Annotated in this window: 20 protein-coding genes; 9 read left to right on the top strand and 11 right to left on the bottom strand. The window is 33.0% G+C overall.

Annotation, left to right across the window (positions count from 1 at the left end; all coding sequences use genetic code 11):
• Nucleotides 1-105 precede the first annotated feature (105 nt).
• The 3 genes from ES676_RS04375 to ES676_RS04385 form a co-directional block, all read right to left on the bottom strand.
• Nucleotides 106-663 (bottom strand): hypothetical protein, encoded by a 558-nt coding sequence (locus ES676_RS04375; RefSeq protein ID WP_148368826.1) that lies wholly within the window; start codon nucleotides 661-663, stop codon nucleotides 106-108.
• Between the two features lie 177 nt (nucleotides 664-840).
• Nucleotides 841-2,559, bottom strand: coding sequence for a hypothetical protein (locus tag ES676_RS04380; protein WP_148368827.1), 1,719 nt, complete (start codon nucleotides 2,557-2,559; stop codon nucleotides 841-843).
• An 8-nt stretch (nucleotides 2,560-2,567) separates the two neighbouring features.
• Nucleotides 2,568-3,644 carry a hypothetical protein gene (locus ES676_RS04385; RefSeq protein ID WP_148368828.1) on the bottom strand — a complete coding sequence of 359 codons (1,077 nt, stop codon included), beginning with the start codon at nucleotides 3,642-3,644 and terminating at the stop codon, nucleotides 2,568-2,570.
• 280 nt (nucleotides 3,645-3,924) lie between these two features.
• Here ES676_RS04385 and ES676_RS04390 point away from each other — a divergent pair, with 280 nt between their 5' ends.
• The 9 genes from ES676_RS04390 (at nucleotide 3,925) to ES676_RS04425 (ending at nucleotide 10,524) form a co-directional block, all read left to right on the top strand.
• Nucleotides 3,925-4,287: a hypothetical protein gene (locus tag ES676_RS04390; protein WP_148368829.1), complete on the top strand. Its 363-nt coding sequence runs from the start codon at nucleotides 3,925-3,927 to the stop codon at nucleotides 4,285-4,287.
• 121 nt (nucleotides 4,288-4,408) lie between these two features.
• The gene (locus ES676_RS04395; protein WP_148368830.1) at nucleotides 4,409-4,807 is read left to right on the top strand and encodes a DoxX family protein; all 399 of its coding nucleotides are present in this window, start codon (nucleotides 4,409-4,411) and stop codon (nucleotides 4,805-4,807) included.
• Between the two features lie 7 nt (nucleotides 4,808-4,814).
• Nucleotides 4,815-5,240, top strand: a complete 426-nt coding sequence (locus ES676_RS04400; protein ID WP_148368831.1) for a sulfur reduction protein DsrE — start codon at nucleotides 4,815-4,817, stop codon at nucleotides 5,238-5,240.
• A gap of 59 nt (nucleotides 5,241-5,299) precedes the next feature.
• Nucleotides 5,300-5,920, top strand: a complete 621-nt coding sequence (locus ES676_RS04405) for a TlpA family protein disulfide reductase (RefSeq protein ID WP_148368832.1) — start codon at nucleotides 5,300-5,302, stop codon at nucleotides 5,918-5,920.
• Nucleotides 5,921-6,010: 90 nt separating this feature from the next.
• The gene (locus ES676_RS14665; RefSeq protein ID WP_170234425.1) at nucleotides 6,011-6,157 is read left to right on the top strand and encodes a hypothetical protein; all 147 of its coding nucleotides are present in this window, start codon (nucleotides 6,011-6,013) and stop codon (nucleotides 6,155-6,157) included.
• Nucleotides 6,158-6,490: 333 nt separating this feature from the next.
• A complete protein-coding gene (locus ES676_RS04410) occupies nucleotides 6,491-7,303 on the top strand; it encodes an META domain-containing protein (RefSeq protein WP_148368833.1) in 813 nt (270 codons plus the stop codon).
• Between the two features lie 23 nt (nucleotides 7,304-7,326).
• Nucleotides 7,327-8,337: an NAD-dependent epimerase/dehydratase family protein gene (locus ES676_RS04415; protein WP_215731638.1), complete on the top strand. Its 1,011-nt coding sequence runs from the start codon at nucleotides 7,327-7,329 to the stop codon at nucleotides 8,335-8,337.
• A 218-nt stretch (nucleotides 8,338-8,555) separates the two neighbouring features.
• A complete protein-coding gene (locus ES676_RS04420; RefSeq protein WP_148368834.1) occupies nucleotides 8,556-9,098 on the top strand; it encodes a ferritin in 543 nt (180 codons plus the stop codon).
• A 757-nt stretch (nucleotides 9,099-9,855) separates the two neighbouring features.
• The gene (locus ES676_RS04425; protein ID WP_148368835.1) at nucleotides 9,856-10,524 is read left to right on the top strand and encodes a hypothetical protein; all 669 of its coding nucleotides are present in this window, start codon (nucleotides 9,856-9,858) and stop codon (nucleotides 10,522-10,524) included.
• A 67-nt stretch (nucleotides 10,525-10,591) separates the two neighbouring features.
• On the opposite strand, the gene ES676_RS04430 is transcribed toward ES676_RS04425, so the two are convergent.
• The 8 genes from ES676_RS04430 to tsaD all read right to left on the bottom strand — a co-directional run bounded on the left by ES676_RS04430 (nucleotide 10,592) and on the right by tsaD (nucleotide 18,167).
• The gene (locus ES676_RS04430) at nucleotides 10,592-11,980 is read right to left on the bottom strand and encodes a T9SS type A sorting domain-containing protein (protein ID WP_148368836.1); all 1,389 of its coding nucleotides are present in this window, start codon (nucleotides 11,978-11,980) and stop codon (nucleotides 10,592-10,594) included.
• Between the two features lie 136 nt (nucleotides 11,981-12,116).
• Nucleotides 12,117-13,304, bottom strand: coding sequence for a THUMP-like domain-containing protein (locus ES676_RS04435; RefSeq protein WP_148368837.1), 1,188 nt, complete (start codon nucleotides 13,302-13,304; stop codon nucleotides 12,117-12,119).
• Between the two features lie 7 nt (nucleotides 13,305-13,311).
• Nucleotides 13,312-14,400, bottom strand: coding sequence for an AI-2E family transporter (locus ES676_RS04440; RefSeq protein WP_148368838.1), 1,089 nt, complete (start codon nucleotides 14,398-14,400; stop codon nucleotides 13,312-13,314).
• Nucleotides 14,401-14,454: 54 nt separating this feature from the next.
• Complete coding sequence (locus tag ES676_RS04445) at nucleotides 14,455-14,964, bottom strand: TrmH family RNA methyltransferase (protein WP_317130821.1); 510 nt, start codon at nucleotides 14,962-14,964, stop codon at nucleotides 14,455-14,457.
• A gap of 18 nt (nucleotides 14,965-14,982) precedes the next feature.
• Nucleotides 14,983-15,651, bottom strand: a complete 669-nt coding sequence (locus ES676_RS04450; RefSeq protein ID WP_148368839.1) for a DUF4159 domain-containing protein — start codon at nucleotides 15,649-15,651, stop codon at nucleotides 14,983-14,985.
• Nucleotides 15,648-16,355 (bottom strand): 16S rRNA (uracil(1498)-N(3))-methyltransferase, encoded by a 708-nt coding sequence (locus ES676_RS04455; protein ID WP_148368840.1) that lies wholly within the window; start codon nucleotides 16,353-16,355, stop codon nucleotides 15,648-15,650. Before ES676_RS04455 ends, ES676_RS04450 begins: the two co-directional genes overlap by 4 nt.
• The gene (locus tag ES676_RS04460; protein ID WP_148368841.1) at nucleotides 16,355-16,984 is read right to left on the bottom strand and encodes a peptidylprolyl isomerase; all 630 of its coding nucleotides are present in this window, start codon (nucleotides 16,982-16,984) and stop codon (nucleotides 16,355-16,357) included. The genes ES676_RS04455 and ES676_RS04460 overlap by 1 nt, the downstream gene beginning before the upstream one ends.
• A 160-nt stretch (nucleotides 16,985-17,144) precedes the next feature.
• Nucleotides 17,145-18,167 (bottom strand): tRNA (adenosine(37)-N6)-threonylcarbamoyltransferase complex transferase subunit TsaD, encoded by a 1,023-nt coding sequence (gene tsaD / locus ES676_RS04465; RefSeq protein WP_148368842.1) that lies wholly within the window; start codon nucleotides 18,165-18,167, stop codon nucleotides 17,145-17,147.
• Nucleotides 18,168-18,186: the final 19 nt, after the last annotated feature.

Below are 18,186 nucleotides of genomic sequence, written 5' to 3' on the forward strand. Positions count from 1 at the left end.
TAGCAAATAAATATGAAATATAAAATCGGCAAGTGTGTTTGGTAATAGGGTAGACACCATTTTTTAGTTGTTTATAGTGGTACTAGAGTCTAGATTTTTATTAGATTAAAAGCGATACCCAATTCTTAAATGTAAATTCACTGCCACATCAGGCTCACTTACTAAAACAACATTATCCTTGTTAAAGTAATGTAAGTAACCAACACCAATTCCAGTTTCATAATTAAAATGATCACCAATATTTCGTCTTATTCCCCAGGTTGGCACAATCGAAATATCACTAATAAAGTTAATATTCTGCTCGTTAGAAATTACAAACCAATCCGGGTGATATGTCGTCTTTATCGCAATAAAATTCCCGCTATTACCATCTGTTCTTCTCGATTTATTTTCTCTTTTGTTTAAATTATAATACCAACGCGGTTCTAGTGTAATGGTTGGACTTAGTAGAAACCCCTCTATAACATCACTACCATAAATACCAGTATCAAGTCCAATCTCACTTCTTAAAGCGATTTGGTTAGATAATTTCGCCTCATTATGCACCCAAATGCCTAATAAACCTGTTTGTATTCCATAAACAGATTTCTCCACGCTCGCATTTTGAGAGTGACCAATAAAAGTGATTGCGCAAAGCGCTAGTGTTAATACTATTTTTTTCATAAAGTTTGATATAAAATTTATAAACTAATGTTTAGATAAGTGTTTTTTTGAGTCAGGGTTTTGTACTACTGATATTGAAGCCACAGTATTGATATTAGGGTTTAAGCTTAAAATATAAGAATTTTACTGTTAAAAATAATAGGACGTAAAAAGAAAAAAAAGTAGGTTTTGGTTTTTTTAATACATTTCTATTAATTCCAGTGTTTCTTTTTTAATTTCTTCAAACTCTTTCTTAAAATCAGAAAGAAAAGCTCTTTTTTTAAGCGTGTTTATTTTAATTAATTTAGCTTTAGAATTAAAGTGTTCTATATTATAATCAATAGCTGTTTTTTTATTTTCTTTTGATTCAGCAAGAGAAAAAATAAGCTGTGTGTCTTTAGGGTAATGTTCATAAATAAATTTAAGAATTAATTTTTTGTTGTCTTCGTCAACATCTTCCTTAAATATTGCGTCCATTACGAATGGTAATCTGTGAACATATGCAGTTCGTTTAATAATGGTATTAAATGAAAAATAATAAGCTAACAAAGTCTTTAATAATTCAACACCTTGTTGTGGAAATAATTTATTACTATAAAGACTGTAATCATCTTTAAATATTTTCACTTTAAGTTCTTTTAAATTCGAACGGAAAAGGTTAGAAAAACTAAGCTCAATTTTATTACGTTCGCTCTTTATCTCTTCATTAGTTTTAAATTTTGCTAATTCTTCATTTATCCCTATTAATTCTATTTCGATTTCACCGATTTGACTTATTATTTTATTTGATAGACGTACATTAACTTTATTATCTAGCCATGTACTTACGCTTAAGTTGTCAATTTGATAATCTTTTAAAATCGAATATTTTTCATTAATGAGAGTTCTTAAATCATTAATGTCTTTTTTCAATGAATTTAAGAGCCCAATCTTTTTACTTATTTCTTTTTTATTAGCTTTAAGCTGTTCTTTAGTATCATCAACATCTTGATAATACTCATATACTTTTTCAATAGAGTTTGGCAGAGATTGTTTGCATGTAGGACAATTGTCTTTAAGTGGCTTTTCTTCGGTGATATTTCTATTTACCGCTAGAAGTACTTTACGGTGTTCTTCTAAAAGTTTAATTTTATTACATAATACTAAATATTCTTTTTCGTTTTGAATTAAAGTGTTTTTTTCATTTTTATACTGCTCTATATATTCAGCAGACTTATTTAAAAAAGCTTCATCTTTAAGTTTAGATAGGTATAATTCGTCTTTTCCTTTTTCCGTTTTAGATAGAAATTTTATATCATTTTCAAGTTTTTGTTTTTCAGCTTCAAGTCTTTGTTTTTCCTCTCTATCATACTTGTTATTAATACCTAAATAATAATCATAGTAATCAAATTTGAAATTTCGAAAATAATCCAATCCTCTGAAGGATTTAAGTGTTAATACCCAGCCATAATCCTGAGCAACATAATATGGTAAAAACATTGATTCTATAGAACCAAGTTTATAATCTCCTTTACTTTCAAGGAATAAGTTAAAACCGAATAATTCCGCAAGATATTTTTTTAATTGCTTATGTTCTTCTGACTTATTTCCATTTATACCTAAAAATTTTTTAATAGGAATTCCTTTTCGGATTATGAAAATAAAATCAGTATCACGTATAATTGTAATATTTTCTATTGATGTTTTTTTTATTTGAAAATCAAGTCTAAAAACAACATTTTCAGAAAGAACTTCACTTAGTTTATGGTTTTCATCATTGATGCCAAATGTATAGTTGATTGCTTGTATTAAAGTACTTTTACCTGATGTGTTTTTTCCATAGATAATATTAATATTATCATTAAACTCAGTGTGGAAATATTTATTATGCTCTTCTGAATAGGCAAAAAAACGATTATATTTTATGTGTGTTTTCATTTATTTTTTTAATGTTTATAATTGACTTCATAAAAAGCAGCAAAGACAATAGCTTTAAATTCTATTTCTCCCAAATGTGTAGAATCTATTTTTGAAAACATAGATACTAATTCAGCTACGTTTTCTTCATCTGAATATGTAATACAACTAGAGACATTTAATTTAACAAATTCTAAAATTTTTCTATGCTGAGCCTCACTATAGGATTTAAAAAAGTCAAATGCACTATCAAAAGCAAACTCAAATGTTTCACGTTCTGCAGGTTTTATTTTAAGAACTTTTGAAACTTCCCTTTTTTGCGAACGCCAATAGTCAAAACATTTAGATTTACTTGTCAACAAATCAAATGTTTCCTCAATTTTCACAGAGGAAATTCGTTTTTTTTCATCAAGTAAATCTGCTTTGTCCTTTTGATTATAAATATATTCAACATCATTAAAAAGCTTTATTATAGTGTTTAATGCAGCTCTTGGATTATAAATCTGTGAATTAAAAACTTTATCTATTTGACCTACGAGTTCATTTTCTTGTTTCTCAACAGTATTATTTATATCTAGCCAAATAAATTTCAAGTGTTCTAGTTGTGTTGTTAAATCAATGTCATCAACACCTTCAGTGATTTTCTGTTTTATAGAGTCGTCAAGTTCTTTGAATTTAACCAAAATATTATTGGCTTTAATAGATTCTGAAGCCTTTATTTTTTGCTTTTCATAAACTTTCAAATTAATTGTTTGATTTGTTGAAAAAAACAAAACATGTTTATAATCTTTAGATTTTACTATTTTATCGTCAAGAAGTGATTTACCTGTTTTAAGAAGCTTTTTTATAATAGTTATTAGATTAATGTCTAATTCCCATGAGCTTGGCGCCTTTTTTTTTGATTGATATGCTTCAATAACTTCGGCTTCATCATTATCATTAAGAAAACAAAAGAGAAAATCATCATGATGTTCTAAACATATGAAATATTTCTTTTCTTTGAATTTGATATGGTACTCTTCAAGTAAAAGGTACAATGCGGAATTTCTTTGTAAAGCAAATCCTGTCTGAGCGTCGACACCGGCATTAATAGATTTATCTATCATTATTCATTGTTTGTCTTATTTACAGGGTTCTTTTTTAATTTGCCTCACAACATAAAACAATATTACTCACCCACAATCCTAATTCAGGTCATAAAGTAATATTAAGCTATTGGTTTAGCACCTTTTTAGTGTGGTGCGCTTATTAATTAGTTAGCGAGGCTAATATAAAGAAACAAAGTATATAAAAATTAAAATAACAGCAGCATTTTCTGGGCAATACTGTTAAAACTGTAACAAAGGTTACAGTCGGGGTTATTCCTTTTTGTTATGTTTGCTACTTATGAGTATTAAAGGTTACATAGCATTATTTATGGTCACCGTGTTTATGGCGAAATTTACCGCTGTAAACGCTAATGGCCTTAACTATCTATTTAATGATAGTGGTATTGCTTTTGTAAATTTCCATTGTAAAAAAGAGAATGGGTTATATAAAAAAACCGAGCAACAGCCGGTGGTTAAAACCCAAGTCTCTATTCTGGAGGTGATTGCTTTAAATAGCGATTGCACTATGCAATTTCAATTGGAACTATGCACTTGGGAGGTAAAACACTTGGCTTCTATTATGGTGCATAACGATTACCTTACTTCAAAACTCCGCTTTGTGTATTTAGATAGCGATTCTCCGCCTCCGCGGGTTGCCTAAACGTTTTACATTTAAGCCGTGCCTTTAATTATAGGGAGTCCCTTTTTTTTCTACACTATTACGCAGTCTAGCGCGCGCTTAAACCACACACATTTAATTTTTAATCATTTATTATTTACTAATGACGGCAACACTATCCATTAGTCGTCGCTCTATTCAGTTATTACGTGTTTTTGTTAGTGGTATTTTTTTGGTTGCAGGAACGAATCATTTATTACACATCGACAAAACAGTACAGCGTGTAGAAAGCGCTAGTTTTAAAGGTCTCGCTTATTTTTTTGGCGACCCCAAATGGCTAGTTATTCTATCGGGTATTGTAATGCTAACGGCTGGTTTTATATTCTTAATGGGGTATAAAACAAAATGGGCGGCACTTATTTTGATGGCGGTTTTAATCCCCATTACACTAACGGTTCAAGTGGGACAGATAACCACGCTGGGCCCTTTATTTAAAAACATAGCAATTTTTGGCGGACTTCTTTTTTTTATACTGAACGACACCATCACACTCTTAAAATAAACTAGATATGAAAACATACGTATTAAACACAGTATTACTATTTACAGTCCTTTTTGGAAGTGCCACTGTAAACGCTCAAAACGCACCACTTACAAACACCCATAATTATGTGGTGCTTACCAAGAAAATACCACAACTAACACCTATTATTTTAACTGCCGAAGCACTAAAAGTAGAAGACGGACGTGATTTTGGTAGTTTTAAGGTTATTATCTGCGGTAAAGATATTGGTGAGATTACTACTAATAAAGATATGGGAGACTATATTAAAAGGGCAGAAGCTGCCGGTGTAGAACTGATAGCTTGCGGATTCTCGTTACAGAAATTTAAAATCGATACTGCAAAAGTGCCGAAAGCGATGAAAATAGTAGAAAATGGTATCCTTTATAACTTTCAGCTTCAGAAGCACGGTTATAAAAGTATTAGCTTATAGTGACCGTGCTTTATTCAGGGTATTAAAATTAATTCAGAACAACTAAAAAAACAATTCAAATGAAAACTAATAATAAGAATACAACTAAGAAAACGTGGATTCAATATGGTGTTTTTGCCCTTATTGCCATTACGCTTTACGCTACTGGCCTGCACACCGAAGTGATTGGTTTTGCACAACGTGGTTTATTGGCAACGGGACTAATGAATCCAGATGTTAAAGAGTTGGTTATGGCTCAAGAATCTGCAAACACAACCGATGCACCAAACCTTACAAAAGCTGATATGAATTTCAATTTATTGGATAGCGACCGCAACGTGACCTCTTTAAAGGAATTAAAAGGAAAGGTAATTTTTATAAATTTATGGGCCACGTGGTGTCCGCCATGTATTGCCGAGATGCCAAGTATCAATACACTCTACGATACTGTGGGAGACGATGTTGCTTTTGTAATGTTGTCCTTAGATAGAAGGTTTGAAACGGCAAAAGCTTTTAACGAACGCAAAGGGTACGGTTTCCCTATATATGCGCCGGCAGATGCTATTCCGGAAATGTATAACACCAACTCTATACCGTCTACTTATGTTATAGATGCTAAAGGTAATTTAGCATTAACACACCGCGGTATGGCCGACTATAGCGATCCTGAATTTATAGAATTCTTGTATTCACTAAAGTAAAAAGAGTATATTAAACTGTTTCAAGCGCCCTTCACTTTTACTAGGGGCGCTTTTTTTTGTGTATCTTGCGTCCGAAAAAAACAGTATATAATGTCTAAAAAAGGACACCCTAAGAATACAAAAAATAAGTCTAAGCACACCAAGCTAATGACCCAGAAAAAGAACAAGCTAAAATCTTCAAAAGAGCTGCGTAAGGAGCGATTAAAAGAGATTATATCTAAATCTAAGGAGGAGTAATTCTATACTAATACACTTTACTAAACGGAGTCCCTTTCCTATTTATTCGAGGTTTTGGCATAAGCCTTGAGTTTTCTATTGCTATAATAATAGGTCTTTTTTTTTATCTCATCAGGAAAATAACGGTGTATAAAGCCTTTTAAAATAGTGAGATTTAAAAAGACTGTGTGTTTTATCTACACTTAAAAAACACTCGAATACTATGGTTTTAGCCACCCATAAAAAAGGAATTGAAACTATTAAATTTAACAATACTTTACTATTTTTTACTTTATTTTATTCCGTAGAAATATTAGCTTTACGTTACACATTATTTAAATAAAACCATCACATATGAAAACTAAAATCTTTACAGTATTGCTCATTGCCACAGTGATTATGGGTTGTAAATCTGATAAAAAAAACGCTACTGAAATGTCATCAACAGACACTTCAATGGTTGATATTACCGATACACAATGGACCTTAATGACCTTGGAAGGTACTGACTTAGAAAACGCTGAACAGAACGGGCAAGTGATACATTTTACACTAGTTTCGGAAGGGAATCGCGTTAGCGGATTTGCAGGATGTAATACGTTTACAGGAAACTATACTATAGAGGAGGGTAATCGTATTTCTTTTAATGCCTTGGCAACAACGCGTATGGCGTGCCCCGATGCTAAAATTGACGAAAAAAATGTTTTAAGTGTCTTTGAAATGACGGATAATTATACGGTATCAGGAGATAAACTAATGCTGAATAAAGCGAAAAGAGCACCTTTAGCAGTGTTTTCTAAATCGGATTTAAACAGTCAACCAATTACTCAAAAACACTGGAAACTAAAGACTTTACAAGGAAAAGAGGTTACTAGGGTTGAGAACCAAGACAAAGACATCTATTTTATGTTGCAGTCGACTGAAAATAGAGTAGAAGGTTTTGCAGGTTGCAATTCTATAACAGGAAGTTACACTTTAGAGCAAGGCAACAGAATTACGTTTACAAACGTGGCTACCACGATGATGGCGTGTCCCGATGTAAAAGTCAATGAGGCTGAATTTTTAAAGATTTTTGAAATTGCAGACAATTACACCATTAATGGAGACGAATTAAGTCTTAACGTTGGAAGACGTGCTCCTTTAGCAGTATTTGAAGCCGTAAAATAATAATAAATTCGCACATCTTTTAAATGATAAAAAGGGCAATACTTTTAACAGGAGCTTCTGGTACAGTTGGTTACCAAACACTTTTGCAGCTTTTAGAGAGAGAGACGTATACTATAACTGTTTTCGATAAAAAAAATGAAATGTCCGTTAAACGATTATCGCCTTTTTCGGATAGGATAGAAATAGTTTACGGTGATATTACAAATACCGTCGATGTTGAAAAAATAGCAGCAAATAAAGATGCCGTAATTCATTTAGCAGCGATTATACCGCCTATCGCCGATGAGCATCCAGAGTTAGCAAAAAAAGTAAATACAGAAGGCACGCGTATTTTAATTGAACAACTTGAACTCCAGTCTCCAAATACCTTTTTTATTTACAGTTCATCAATTTCTGTGTATGGCGACCGACTAAAAACACCATACATAAACGTAGGAGACCGATTACTCCCTAGTAAGGGCGACGCATACGCTGTAACAAAGATTTTGGCGGAAAAAATTATTCAAAATAGTAATTTAGATTGGACGATATTTAGATTGGCCGCCATTATGGGGGGACATAAAATGTCTAAATTAATGTTTCACCAACCTTTAGATACATCTTTAGAAATAGCAACTCCACAAGATACGGCACGGGCTTTTGTGAAAGCAATTAATAAACAAGCGGCAGTCTCTAAACGCATTTTTAATTTGGGTGGCGGGGAGAGTTGTCGTATTTCTTATGAAGGTTTTTTAAAGCGCTCATTTAAAATGTTTGGATTGGGAGCCTTAAATTTTCCCGATAAAGCATTCGCAGAAAAGAATTTCCATTGTGGTTTCTATGAGGATGGAGACACTTTAGAAGCTATTCTTAATTTTAGACAACATACACTAAACGATTATTTCGCATTAGAAAACGCTAAAATTTCTCCTTTAAAAAAAGCAGCGGCTTCTGTTTTTAAAAGGCCCGTAAAGTGGTATTTATTAAAACAATCAGAACCTTACGAATCTATAAAAAATGACGATAAGGATCTTAAAGAATTATTCTTTAATTAAAGTCGTCTAAACGCTTTTTATTATTACTCTCACTTTTTTAATAACTGTACGCCTATAAACTCTTAATGAAATGCTAATACCACGCCTATATTTTTATTAGAGATTAAAATGTAGTACTTTAAGGTATTAAGTAATTAAGCAAGTTAACGTCAGTTTTATGACTGTTTTTTGTGAAAACTCAGACTTAAATTTAACCAATAATTAAAATTAATTCAACTATGGCAAGTAAAAGGATTTCAGATCAAATGGAGAAGCTATTAAATAAACAAATGACGCGAGAAGCTTATCAGGCGCAAGTGTATTTGGCTTATGGATCGTGGGCAGAAGTTAATAGTTTTGCTGGAATAGGGGCGTTTTTATACAAGCATATGCACGAAGAACGCGAGCACATGTTTAAACTTTTAAAATATATTAACGATCGAGGTGGAACAGCCAAGATAGAAGCTATTAAAGAAGCACCAGCAAACCCAAAAGATATTGGTGATTGTTTAAAGAAATTATTACAACATGAAATAGATAATTCTAAGGCTATTAATGACATAGTAAATTTGGCCCACGAAGAAAAAGATTGGGCGACCTTTAATTTCGGACAGTGGTTCGTAGAGGAGCAAATTGAAGAAGAAACGTTGTTTAATAGTATTATAGATAAGTATAATTTGGCATCTACTGAGATTGAAGGTAACACAAGTTTATATGAAATGGATAGGGATTTAACCACTGCTTCGCAAGAAGGAGATCTACCTCGTGAAGAAACGATTTAAGGGTTTTACTGAAATTTATAAAAATTTGAAAGGTGTTTGTCTTAATGGATAGACACCTTTTTTTTGTTAAAATATGTTTTAGTTCTTTTTAATAGATTACAGTTTTTAATTTTAAAATGCCTTATATTTACTAAGAGCTCAAAACCAGAACTAATGAAATTATTTATATGTTTTTTTTACTTCTGTGATATAGCACACTCCTGGAAGCTCAAGAATGGACTAATCCTGTAAGTAAAGACTACGGAAAATAAAATGTTACCAAGTAGCTGAATTGCAGTCTGATAAAAATATAGAGTATAAATTAATTTTTGTTATTAATTCTAACTTCGAAGGAAAAGGCGTGAACGCGGCTCTTTGAAAAATCGACTCCCTTTGTATCAACCAATGAGACCTATAAATTGCGATTTGAGAATTCCAATAAAAATGTGGACTTATTAAAATCTTTAAAAGAATGGTGCAGAACTTTTTGTATTTGTGGATAGTTGTTAGCGCAAAACGGTAACACTCTCGAAACAGCAATGAATAGCTATTTTGAAATGTCATTACGTGCCACAACGACCTTAGTACATTGTTAAGAACAAAGGCTATAACTTGATTCCTTAAAAATAATATATGTTGAAGATGGTATTAATTTTTGAATGCTATCAGTAGCGGCAATGGTATTATATAAACAACGGATTGAATCCAATAGCGACTAAAAATGTAGTGACTACTTCATTATTAACTAACTAAATATTAAACTAAATCGAAAATTACAATGAAAAAAGCCAATCAATTTTTATTACTCTCAATTATAACTCTCTTTACCAGTTGCGCCTCAGTTAAGGTGGGAGATGTATGGAAATCGGATGATTTTAGCACAGTTATTAATAAACAAATTATAGTCGTATCTAAATCTCAAGAGGGAACAATAAGCGAATCTTACGAGAGAGAAATCGCAAATCATTTACGAGATAAAGGGATCAATGCTGTTGAACTTTACATTAAATACCCGGCTATAGGCGATCATAAATTAAAAAAACGAGAGGATATTAAGGCTGTTGAAAATAGATTTAAAGCAGATGGTATAAGCGGAATTATCGTGGTCGCGTTGAAAGATGTAAAAACGAAGACTAAAGTTATAACGGAGGGTGGTTATACTCCTTATACCGATGAAAGTAACAAGTCTTTTCTCTCTTTTAGAGCTTACAATGCTGATTTTTATAAAGGGGTACCAACACTAGGTGCTTTAGAAACTCCGGAAACGACCATTGTGCAGAGGTCTAAAACTTATTTCTTGGAAGCTGTTGTTTACGATTTGTCTTTAGCAGAAAACAAGCAATTAGTTGGTGTTATTCAGGCCGATGTTACCGACCCCGAAAACGTGGAAGAAGTTTTAAAAGGATTCTCTAAAATAATAGCGAAGCAGTTTAAAACTAAACAGTAGAAATTTAGTATAAAAAAAAGCCATCAACAGAAACTGTCGATGGCTTTTTTAGTGCTTTTAATAGCGCTTATTGCTTGATCACTTTTTTAGTAATCATTCCCTTGTCTGTTGTAATGTTTAAAATGTAAACACCAGCAGAAAGCGTTTGTGGTTGTATTGTATTATTCTGAGACAAGTCACCTTCTAAAACTAAAGCACCCGTTATAGAGTACATAGAAAATGATTTCAGTTGTGCCGTTGAAGACACGGTAATACGATCTGTAAAAACTGTAGGGTAAACCACAGTTTCAGACACTGTAACTGTATTTTGATCCACCGATAAAAGACTTTCTAAAATAGGGTACCCATCGTTAATAGTAGCATCCCTCGTCCAAGGGTTATTTGAAGAACCGGCATTTAAAAGATCTACGATTGCAGAGTTTTTCATATTTGGAGTTGTTCTACCGCTAATATCTGGAGAAGCAGTATTTCCTAAATATCCACCAACACCATTAGTCATTTGCGATGAATCTAAATCGAAATACGTATTTCCAATTGTAATACTTCCTGTACCATACGCACCAATTGTAGCTCCTGCATATTCTGGAGAAGTAACCGTTCCTGTAGAATACGAATTGTTTAATATTAAAGTGTCGTCCGAACCACCATAAATACCACCTGCACGACCGGAATTGGCAGAAACAATAGACCTAGAATAACTATTATTAATACTATTTTGTGTGTTAGGTGTAAACGCAAACGTACAATAACCTACCAGTCCACCAATTAAAAAACCACCAGACACCGTTCCTTCGCTGTAGCATTCAGAAATAGTCGTATTATTCCAAGCAGTTCCTGCTAAGCCACCCACTTGATTTACGCCAATAACATCTCCCGTTATCGAACATTTTGTCATATGCGAATCAGATAAAACACCACCCACTAAACCACCAATATTGTAACTGGACGCTGTTATAGAAATATTTCTAGCGTGGCAGTTATCCATATTAGAACTTAGTGATAAATTTCCCACTAAAGTACCTGCGGTATCTTCAGCAAGAATATTAGAATTCTCAATAATAATGTTTAAAAAAGAAGCTCCAGTTGTTTGTCCGAATAACCCAACGAAGTCATCATTAGGTAAATTAATCCAAAGGTTACTGATAGTAAAATTGCCTCCATCTACAGTTCCAGAAAAAGGAAAGTCTACTCCAGTGCCTATTGGTGTCCATAAATGCGCATCCAGATCGATATCTGCCGTTATGTTTAAAGTCTTTCCATCGAAAGTAGTACCTTGTTCTACTAACATTGAAAGTCCAGCAAGTGCCTGTTCAGTACTAATTGTAAATTGATTTTGCGTGGCATCGTACCAAGTGACATCTGTGTTATCCGACCAAGAAGTGGTAGGATATACTTGGGCCTCGGCCCCAAAAGATAATGTTAAAATTAACATTAAAGACATGTAAAGTTTACTCATAGTTGTATATTTTTTATAATTAAGTGTAAATATATCGCTTTGATGTTGATATATGTAATTAAATTTAAACTATGTTGTCAAATTTTTTGAAATGAAATTTATGTTTAAATTTTTTAGATATTATTCGCTTTTATATCTAAGCAGTGATTTTTTTGCACAAAATAATTATTTTTTTGTTGTTATCATTGGTGGTGAAAAACAAGTAATCTTCGCCGCCATCGCTTAATTTTAATTTATTACGAATAGTACTCACCGAATCTGGAAAATTACGTGTTGTAACATTCGCTTTCTTTTCTTTGAAAACTCTTTTAAATTGTTTTAAGTTGTAGTCTAAAACGGTTTCAATCTTAAACGAACGACCAGGAAAATCTATTAAATGCGCGCTAGTATATAAATGGGAATGTTTATGAAGTTTCTTTAACTGCAATTGGTTAGCCACACTATTAAATGCTCCAGATTTTAAAATAGCAGCATTAGGCTCGTATAAGTAGGTGAGTGGCGCGCTATATTCTACAGTAATAAGCGCTTCGTCTTGTAAAATAAAATTAAAAGTGTGAGGTTTAGCTTTCATTATATTAATTGTTTCTATCTCAATTGTTCCTTCATAGTCTTTTTCAAGCACCCATAACAGCTCCTTAACTTCATTATTTAAAGCCACGCAATAGATCGTTTTAACGTGTCTTAATTCGTTGATTCCGATAGATAAATCTAATAAAGGAGAGGTTTTTATAAGTATATTTTCAGTGCGATTAAAAAGCAGCGCTAAATGCTCTGGAATATTTGGCAAGCAATCACTTAGCATAAATACTTTTCCTTTACTGTCGTTTCGGCGGGAAGGATCGACATAAATTGCAGTATACTTTGTCGTGTTATTTTTTAAATAAGCAATACCATCGGTTTGTTCGCAGTTTATATTATCGGCTTTTAAAACATTGTAATTATGTTTTACGATGTGAGATAAACTTGTATTAATTTCGCAATGCGTAACATGTTTAAATCGTTTTGAAAAATAATAGCAGTCCACACCAAAACCCCCGGTTACATCGATTAATGAATGGCCAGACAATAAATGAGATTTAAATAAAGCCGTAGCTTCAGAAGAGGTTTGTTCTATATTTAATTTATTCGGATAGTATATATTTTCAGCCAAAAACCAGGTTGGTAATTTTTTTTCTGCTTTCTTCTTAGCTTCAATCTGGGCGATGAGCTCTTTAATTTCAAAGGAGGTGTTTTTAACTTCTTTTAAAAGTAAGGACGTAATATTAGAATTTAAGTTATTATTTATAAACTCTTGGTTTTTAGTATTTAAAATAGATATATTCAAAGCAATATTATAATCCTTTTGTTAGTCTTTTAACAATCCTATATTCAGATAAAAACTCTTTGGCAACAACTTTTAATGCCGTGTAAGCAGGAATAGCAATAATTAATCCTACCACTCCAGAAAGTAATCCCGCTATAATAATTACAATGAAAATTTCTAAAGGATGAGACTTAACACTTTTTGAAAAGATAAAAGGCTGGCTGAAAAAATTATCGACTAATTGCGCGATTATAAAGCCAATCATCACATAAATAGTTTTCGGTAAAATAACAGTACTAAAATCTTCTCCAACGTTGCTAGACATCGTTAAAAGAACAATTAAAAACGCACTGATAATGGGCCCTACATATGGGATGACGTTTAATAAGGCACATAAAGATGCTATTACAATGGCGTTATCTATACCAAATATTAATAGAACTATGGTATAAATAGTAAATAGTATAATGAGTTGCAAAAGTAAACCACCAAAATAACGAGATAATAAATCGCGAATTTCCGCAAACGATTTTTTTAATCGTTTTTCTTGAGATTTAGGAAATAGAGTGACTAAATTATCAGAGAACATCATACTGTCTTTCAAAAAGAAAAACGAGATAAATAACACTGAAAAAAGACCTAAACTAAAGCTTCCAAATCCAGTAATAATGGAGTTTAGGAAGTCGGGGATAACACTAAAATTAAGTCGCGATATTAACTTCGAATCTTTTAAAGACGCTTCTACATCCTCAGTATTTAATCCGAAGTGATTAATACCTTCTAAGTACAAACTTTCTACAGTAATTTGTAGCTCATTAATATCTAAAAGAGAAAGATTATGACCCTGTTCAATAATTAAAGGTATAAATAAACTGACTAAGCCCACTATCGTCGCGAAGAAAAACAGCATGGTAATAATAACGGCTACCAGATTATGAAACTTAAAACGATTCCTTAAAACCTTAACAATAGGTCGTCCTAATAATGAAATAACTCCGGCAATAACAACATATACTATTACGGCTTGAATTTTATAAATAAACCAAAGTCCTATAATTACTCCTGCAATTACAGCTAGTGACCTTAAAATACCGTTAGAGATCGTTTTAGAATTCATAGCGTAAATATACAGATTGCGTTAGACATTTTTTAATTATAATGTAAATGGCACTTATAATAATTGTTTCGTAATTTCGTATAGTGCAATATTAGTGGCTTGCACGACATTCATACTACTATTTTGGCCAAACATAGTAATATGAACTGCCGCCGTACTTTCTTTTAAACTCGTCTCTGAAACTCCAAAATTCTCGTCACCTATAATTAAGGCAATGGGCTGATTTGTTGGAAATTTATAGTGATGAATGGGTGTGCTTTCATTGGTGATTTCCAATGAAATGATACAATACTGTTGTGCTTTTAGCTGCTTAACAACTTCTGAAGCGTTATCGCACAATTGGTAACGCACTACTTTTTCTGTCGATCGCGATGTTTTCATCATTTTACGACCTAAAGGAATATTTGAGCCACAAAAGATAAGCTCCGTAACACCAAAAGCATCTGCAATTCTAAATAAACTGCCAATATTTGGAGCATTTGTTACATTTTCGCACACAACAGTAATAGGAAATGTTTTAGGTTTAAATGGGGTGGTATCGTGGTTAAGTTGCACACTAGACATAATTAAAATGAAATAAGTTTAATTTTCGAATACGTATTTTAAAATGTTAGCGCCCATTTTAAGCGCTTTTTCTCTCACCGATTCGGGATCGTTATGTACTTCTGCATTTTCCCAACCGTTACCTAAATCAGATTCGTACGTAAATAATACTACTAGTCGTGAGTTATAAAAAAGTCCAAAAGCTTGTGGGCGTTTTCCGTCGTGTTCGTGGATTTTAGGTAATCCCTCGGGGAAATTATATGGGGTATTAAAAATAGGGTGATGCGCCGGAAGCTCAATTAATTCGTGATTAGGAAACACCTTTTTCAATTCTTTAGTAATGTAGGGTTCCATTCCATAATTGTCATCAATATGTAAAAAACCACCAGAAATTAAATAGTTTTTAAGGTTTATGGCGTCTTCATCACTAAAAAAGACATTTCCGTGCCCCGTCATGTGTAAAAAAGGATATTGAAAAATGTCTGTGCTACCCGTTTCTACCACTTCTGGTTTGTTCGTAATTTTTGTACCGATATTTGCATTGCAAAATGAAATTAAATTGGGTAACGACGTTGGGTTACTGTACCAGTCACCACCACCTTTATATTTGAGCACTGCAATTTCCTGCGCAAAACTTGTTGTAGACCACAACAAAGCAAAACTAATTACTGCTATAACGTATAAAGATTTCAAAGCGTGATGTTTCATAATTCGTTACTATATGCCACTGAATGGCAGGCTACTATTGCAGCAGTTTCGGTGCGTAATCTAGTATTCCCCAAAGCTACAGATTGAAAGCCATTATCTACTGCCAATTTAATTTCCTCTGGACTAAAATCACCTTCAGGGCCAATTAAAATAGTAATATCGGTATTCGGCTTGAGTTCGTTTTTTAAAGATTTTTTGTCCGTTTCTTCACAATGGGCAATAAACAAAGTGTCGCTATGTTGTTTGCCAACAAACGATTTAAAGGATTCCGCGGGGTGTAAAGTCGGTAAATAACACTGTAAAGACTGTTTCATAGCCGATTGTACTATTTTTTCAAAACGTTCTGCTTTTATTACTTTCCGCTCGCTATGGGCGCAAATAACAGGGGTAATGCTTTGTATACCAATTTCGGTCGCTTTTTCTAAAAACCACTCGTACCGATCGTTCATTTTCGTGGGTGCCACCGCTAAGTGTAAATTATAATTTGGTTTTGCCTTTAGCGCTTTAGCAATAATGACAGCTTCACAATTTTTAAGGTTGGGTATCGTAATTTCTGCCGTAAAAAGCCATCCTTTGCCATTAGTAATATGCATAGTATCTCCAGTTTTCTTACGTAAAACTTTTACAATATGCTTACTCTCTTCTTTATTAAAAAGAAAATGTTTTGTAGTTTCGGTGAGTTCTGGGTTGTAGAATAATTGCATTATAAATTCTCTTCAATTTTTAAAACGTAAACTTCTTTAATGGTTTTAATTCGGTGTGTTTTTAAAATAATATAATAACCGCGGTCTTTCTCCACAGAAACGGTATAAATATCGCCTACACTATGTTGCAAGTTAGCGGCTTCGTTTTCAATTTCTATAGGCATTTCATTATCCTTAAACCAACCAGAATCACCACCACGTAGCGCATTATCATCCATAGAATAGCGATTTGCTAAATCCTCAAAGGGGACATCGTTTTCGTACTTATATAAAATGGTTTTACGCATATTATAAATAGCACTAATATCTACTTTGCTTTCATCGAAATAAATATAACTAATTCTGTAGTGTGGTTCGTTAGATTTTTCAATGATTTTATAAACGGTTTTCTTAAACTGAGACGGTACCGTTTTAGTAGTCCCTATAGGCATTGCCAATAAGGTTTGCGCTAAAGTAGATTTGTGTTTCTCTTCGTTAAAAGCCATTAACTTATTTCTCTTTGAAGTGCTTTTTTCGATATAGAGTTCGGCATCTTCAATATTTACTATGTTTTTGATGTCTTTATCCGCTTCTTGAGCAAAAATCGACAAAGAGCTAAAAAGATACAATAGGAGTAAAGCGTTCTTCATTATAAGTGTAAGATGATTAGATTGGAACAAAAAAACGAAAAAAAGTACTGTTAAAAAATTATTTAAGACAGTTATTAACGCTCGAGCTCATTTCGTTGTTATAAAGTTTCGGATTATTTTGGAACTATATTGAGTTTAGTAAGTAAAACGCAGCAGTCTATTAAATTTTTAATCGGGCTGAGGCCATAACATTATCTTCAGCGAAATCCTTTTCCAAATATTTTAAATAGCCAACAATCGCAATCATAGCAGCGTTATCTGTGGTGTATTCAATTTTAGGAACATACGTTGTCCATCCAAATTTTTGTTCGCCATTTTTAAGTGCTTCACGAATACCAGAATTTGCAGATACTCCACCACCAATAGCAATATGAGTAATACCGGTTTGTGTAGTGGCTAGTTTTAATTTATCTATTAAAATACCAATTATAGTATATTGTATCGCGGCACAAATATCGTTTAAACGTTCGGTAATAAAATTCGGGTTCTTTTTTACTTCCCGCTGAATAAAATATAATACCGCCGTTTTAAACCCTGAAAAGCTAAAATTTAAACCTGCGACTTTAGGTTTTGTAAACGGAAACGCTTTTGGGTCGCCTAATTTTGCACGGCGATCTATTTCTGGGCCGGCAGGGTAGCCTAAACCTAAAATTTTTCCGCTTTTATCGTAAGCTTCACCAACGGCGTCGTCTATAGATTCGCCAATTACTTCCATATCAAAATAATGAGAGACTTTCACAATTTGCGTATGTCCGCCAGAAATAGTCATCGCCAAAAAGGGAAAGGGAGGTTTTTTAAAACCATCTTCTTCAATAAAATGCGCTAAAATATGGCCTTGCATATGGTTTACATCCAATAAAGGAATATTTAAACCAAACGCCATAGATTTAGCAAACGAGGTACCTACTAAAAGCGATCCCATTAAGCCAGGGCCACGTGTAAAAGCAATCGCATTTAAATCAGATTTTTTAATATTAGCTTGGCTTAAAGCCTGGTCCACAACAGGTACAATATTTTGTTGGTGCGCTCTAGACGCGAGTTCCGGGACAACACCACCAAATTCTTCGTGTATTTTTTGGCTCGCCACCACATTACTTAAAACACGACCGTTGCATATTACCGAAGCCGCCGTATCGTCGCAAGAAGATTCTATTCCAAGGATAAAAATATTTTGTGAAGACATTATAAAAGATTAGGCATAA

This window comes from Bizionia saleffrena (assembly GCF_008086175.1).
In the GTDB taxonomy this organism is placed as follows: Bacteria; Bacteroidota; Bacteroidia; order Flavobacteriales; family Flavobacteriaceae; genus Bizionia; species Bizionia saleffrena.

Excerpts from the sequence above, each read along its gene's own strand:
- ES676_RS04425 (WP_148368835.1), top strand. The coding sequence starts at position 9,856 with ATGAAAAAAGCCAATCAATTTTTATTACTCTCAATTATAACTCTCTTT.
- ES676_RS04455 (WP_148368840.1), bottom strand. The coding sequence starts at position 16,355 with ATGCAATTATTCTACAACCCAGAACTCACCGAAACTACAAAACATTTT.
- ES676_RS04420 (WP_148368834.1), top strand. The coding sequence starts at position 8,556 with ATGGCAAGTAAAAGGATTTCAGATCAAATGGAGAAGCTATTAAATAAA.
- ES676_RS04390 (WP_148368829.1), top strand. The coding sequence starts at position 3,925 with ATGAGTATTAAAGGTTACATAGCATTATTTATGGTCACCGTGTTTATG.
- tsaD (WP_148368842.1), bottom strand. The coding sequence starts at position 18,167 with ATGTCTTCACAAAATATTTTTATCCTTGGAATAGAATCTTCTTGCGAC.
- ES676_RS04405 (WP_148368832.1), top strand. The coding sequence starts at position 5,300 with ATGAAAACTAATAATAAGAATACAACTAAGAAAACGTGGATTCAATAT.
- ES676_RS04450 (WP_148368839.1), bottom strand. The coding sequence starts at position 15,651 with ATGAAACATCACGCTTTGAAATCTTTATACGTTATAGCAGTAATTAGT.
- ES676_RS04410 (WP_148368833.1), top strand. The coding sequence starts at position 6,491 with ATGAAAACTAAAATCTTTACAGTATTGCTCATTGCCACAGTGATTATG.
- ES676_RS04400 (WP_148368831.1), top strand. The coding sequence starts at position 4,815 with ATGAAAACATACGTATTAAACACAGTATTACTATTTACAGTCCTTTTT.
- ES676_RS04430 (WP_148368836.1), bottom strand. The coding sequence starts at position 11,980 with ATGAGTAAACTTTACATGTCTTTAATGTTAATTTTAACATTATCTTTT.
- ES676_RS04395 (WP_148368830.1), top strand. The coding sequence starts at position 4,409 with ATGACGGCAACACTATCCATTAGTCGTCGCTCTATTCAGTTATTACGT.
- ES676_RS14665 (WP_170234425.1), top strand. The coding sequence starts at position 6,011 with ATGTCTAAAAAAGGACACCCTAAGAATACAAAAAATAAGTCTAAGCAC.
- ES676_RS04375 (WP_148368826.1), bottom strand. The coding sequence starts at position 663 with ATGAAAAAAATAGTATTAACACTAGCGCTTTGCGCAATCACTTTTATT.
- ES676_RS04415 (WP_215731638.1), top strand. The coding sequence starts at position 7,327 with ATGATAAAAAGGGCAATACTTTTAACAGGAGCTTCTGGTACAGTTGGT.
- ES676_RS04385 (WP_148368828.1), bottom strand. The coding sequence starts at position 3,644 with ATGATAGATAAATCTATTAATGCCGGTGTCGACGCTCAGACAGGATTT.
- ES676_RS04440 (WP_148368838.1), bottom strand. The coding sequence starts at position 14,400 with ATGAATTCTAAAACGATCTCTAACGGTATTTTAAGGTCACTAGCTGTA.
- ES676_RS04445 (WP_317130821.1), bottom strand. The coding sequence starts at position 14,964 with ATGTCTAGTGTGCAACTTAACCACGATACCACCCCATTTAAACCTAAA.
- ES676_RS04380 (WP_148368827.1), bottom strand. The coding sequence starts at position 2,559 with ATGAAAACACACATAAAATATAATCGTTTTTTTGCCTATTCAGAAGAG.
- ES676_RS04460 (WP_148368841.1), bottom strand. The coding sequence starts at position 16,984 with ATGAAGAACGCTTTACTCCTATTGTATCTTTTTAGCTCTTTGTCGATT.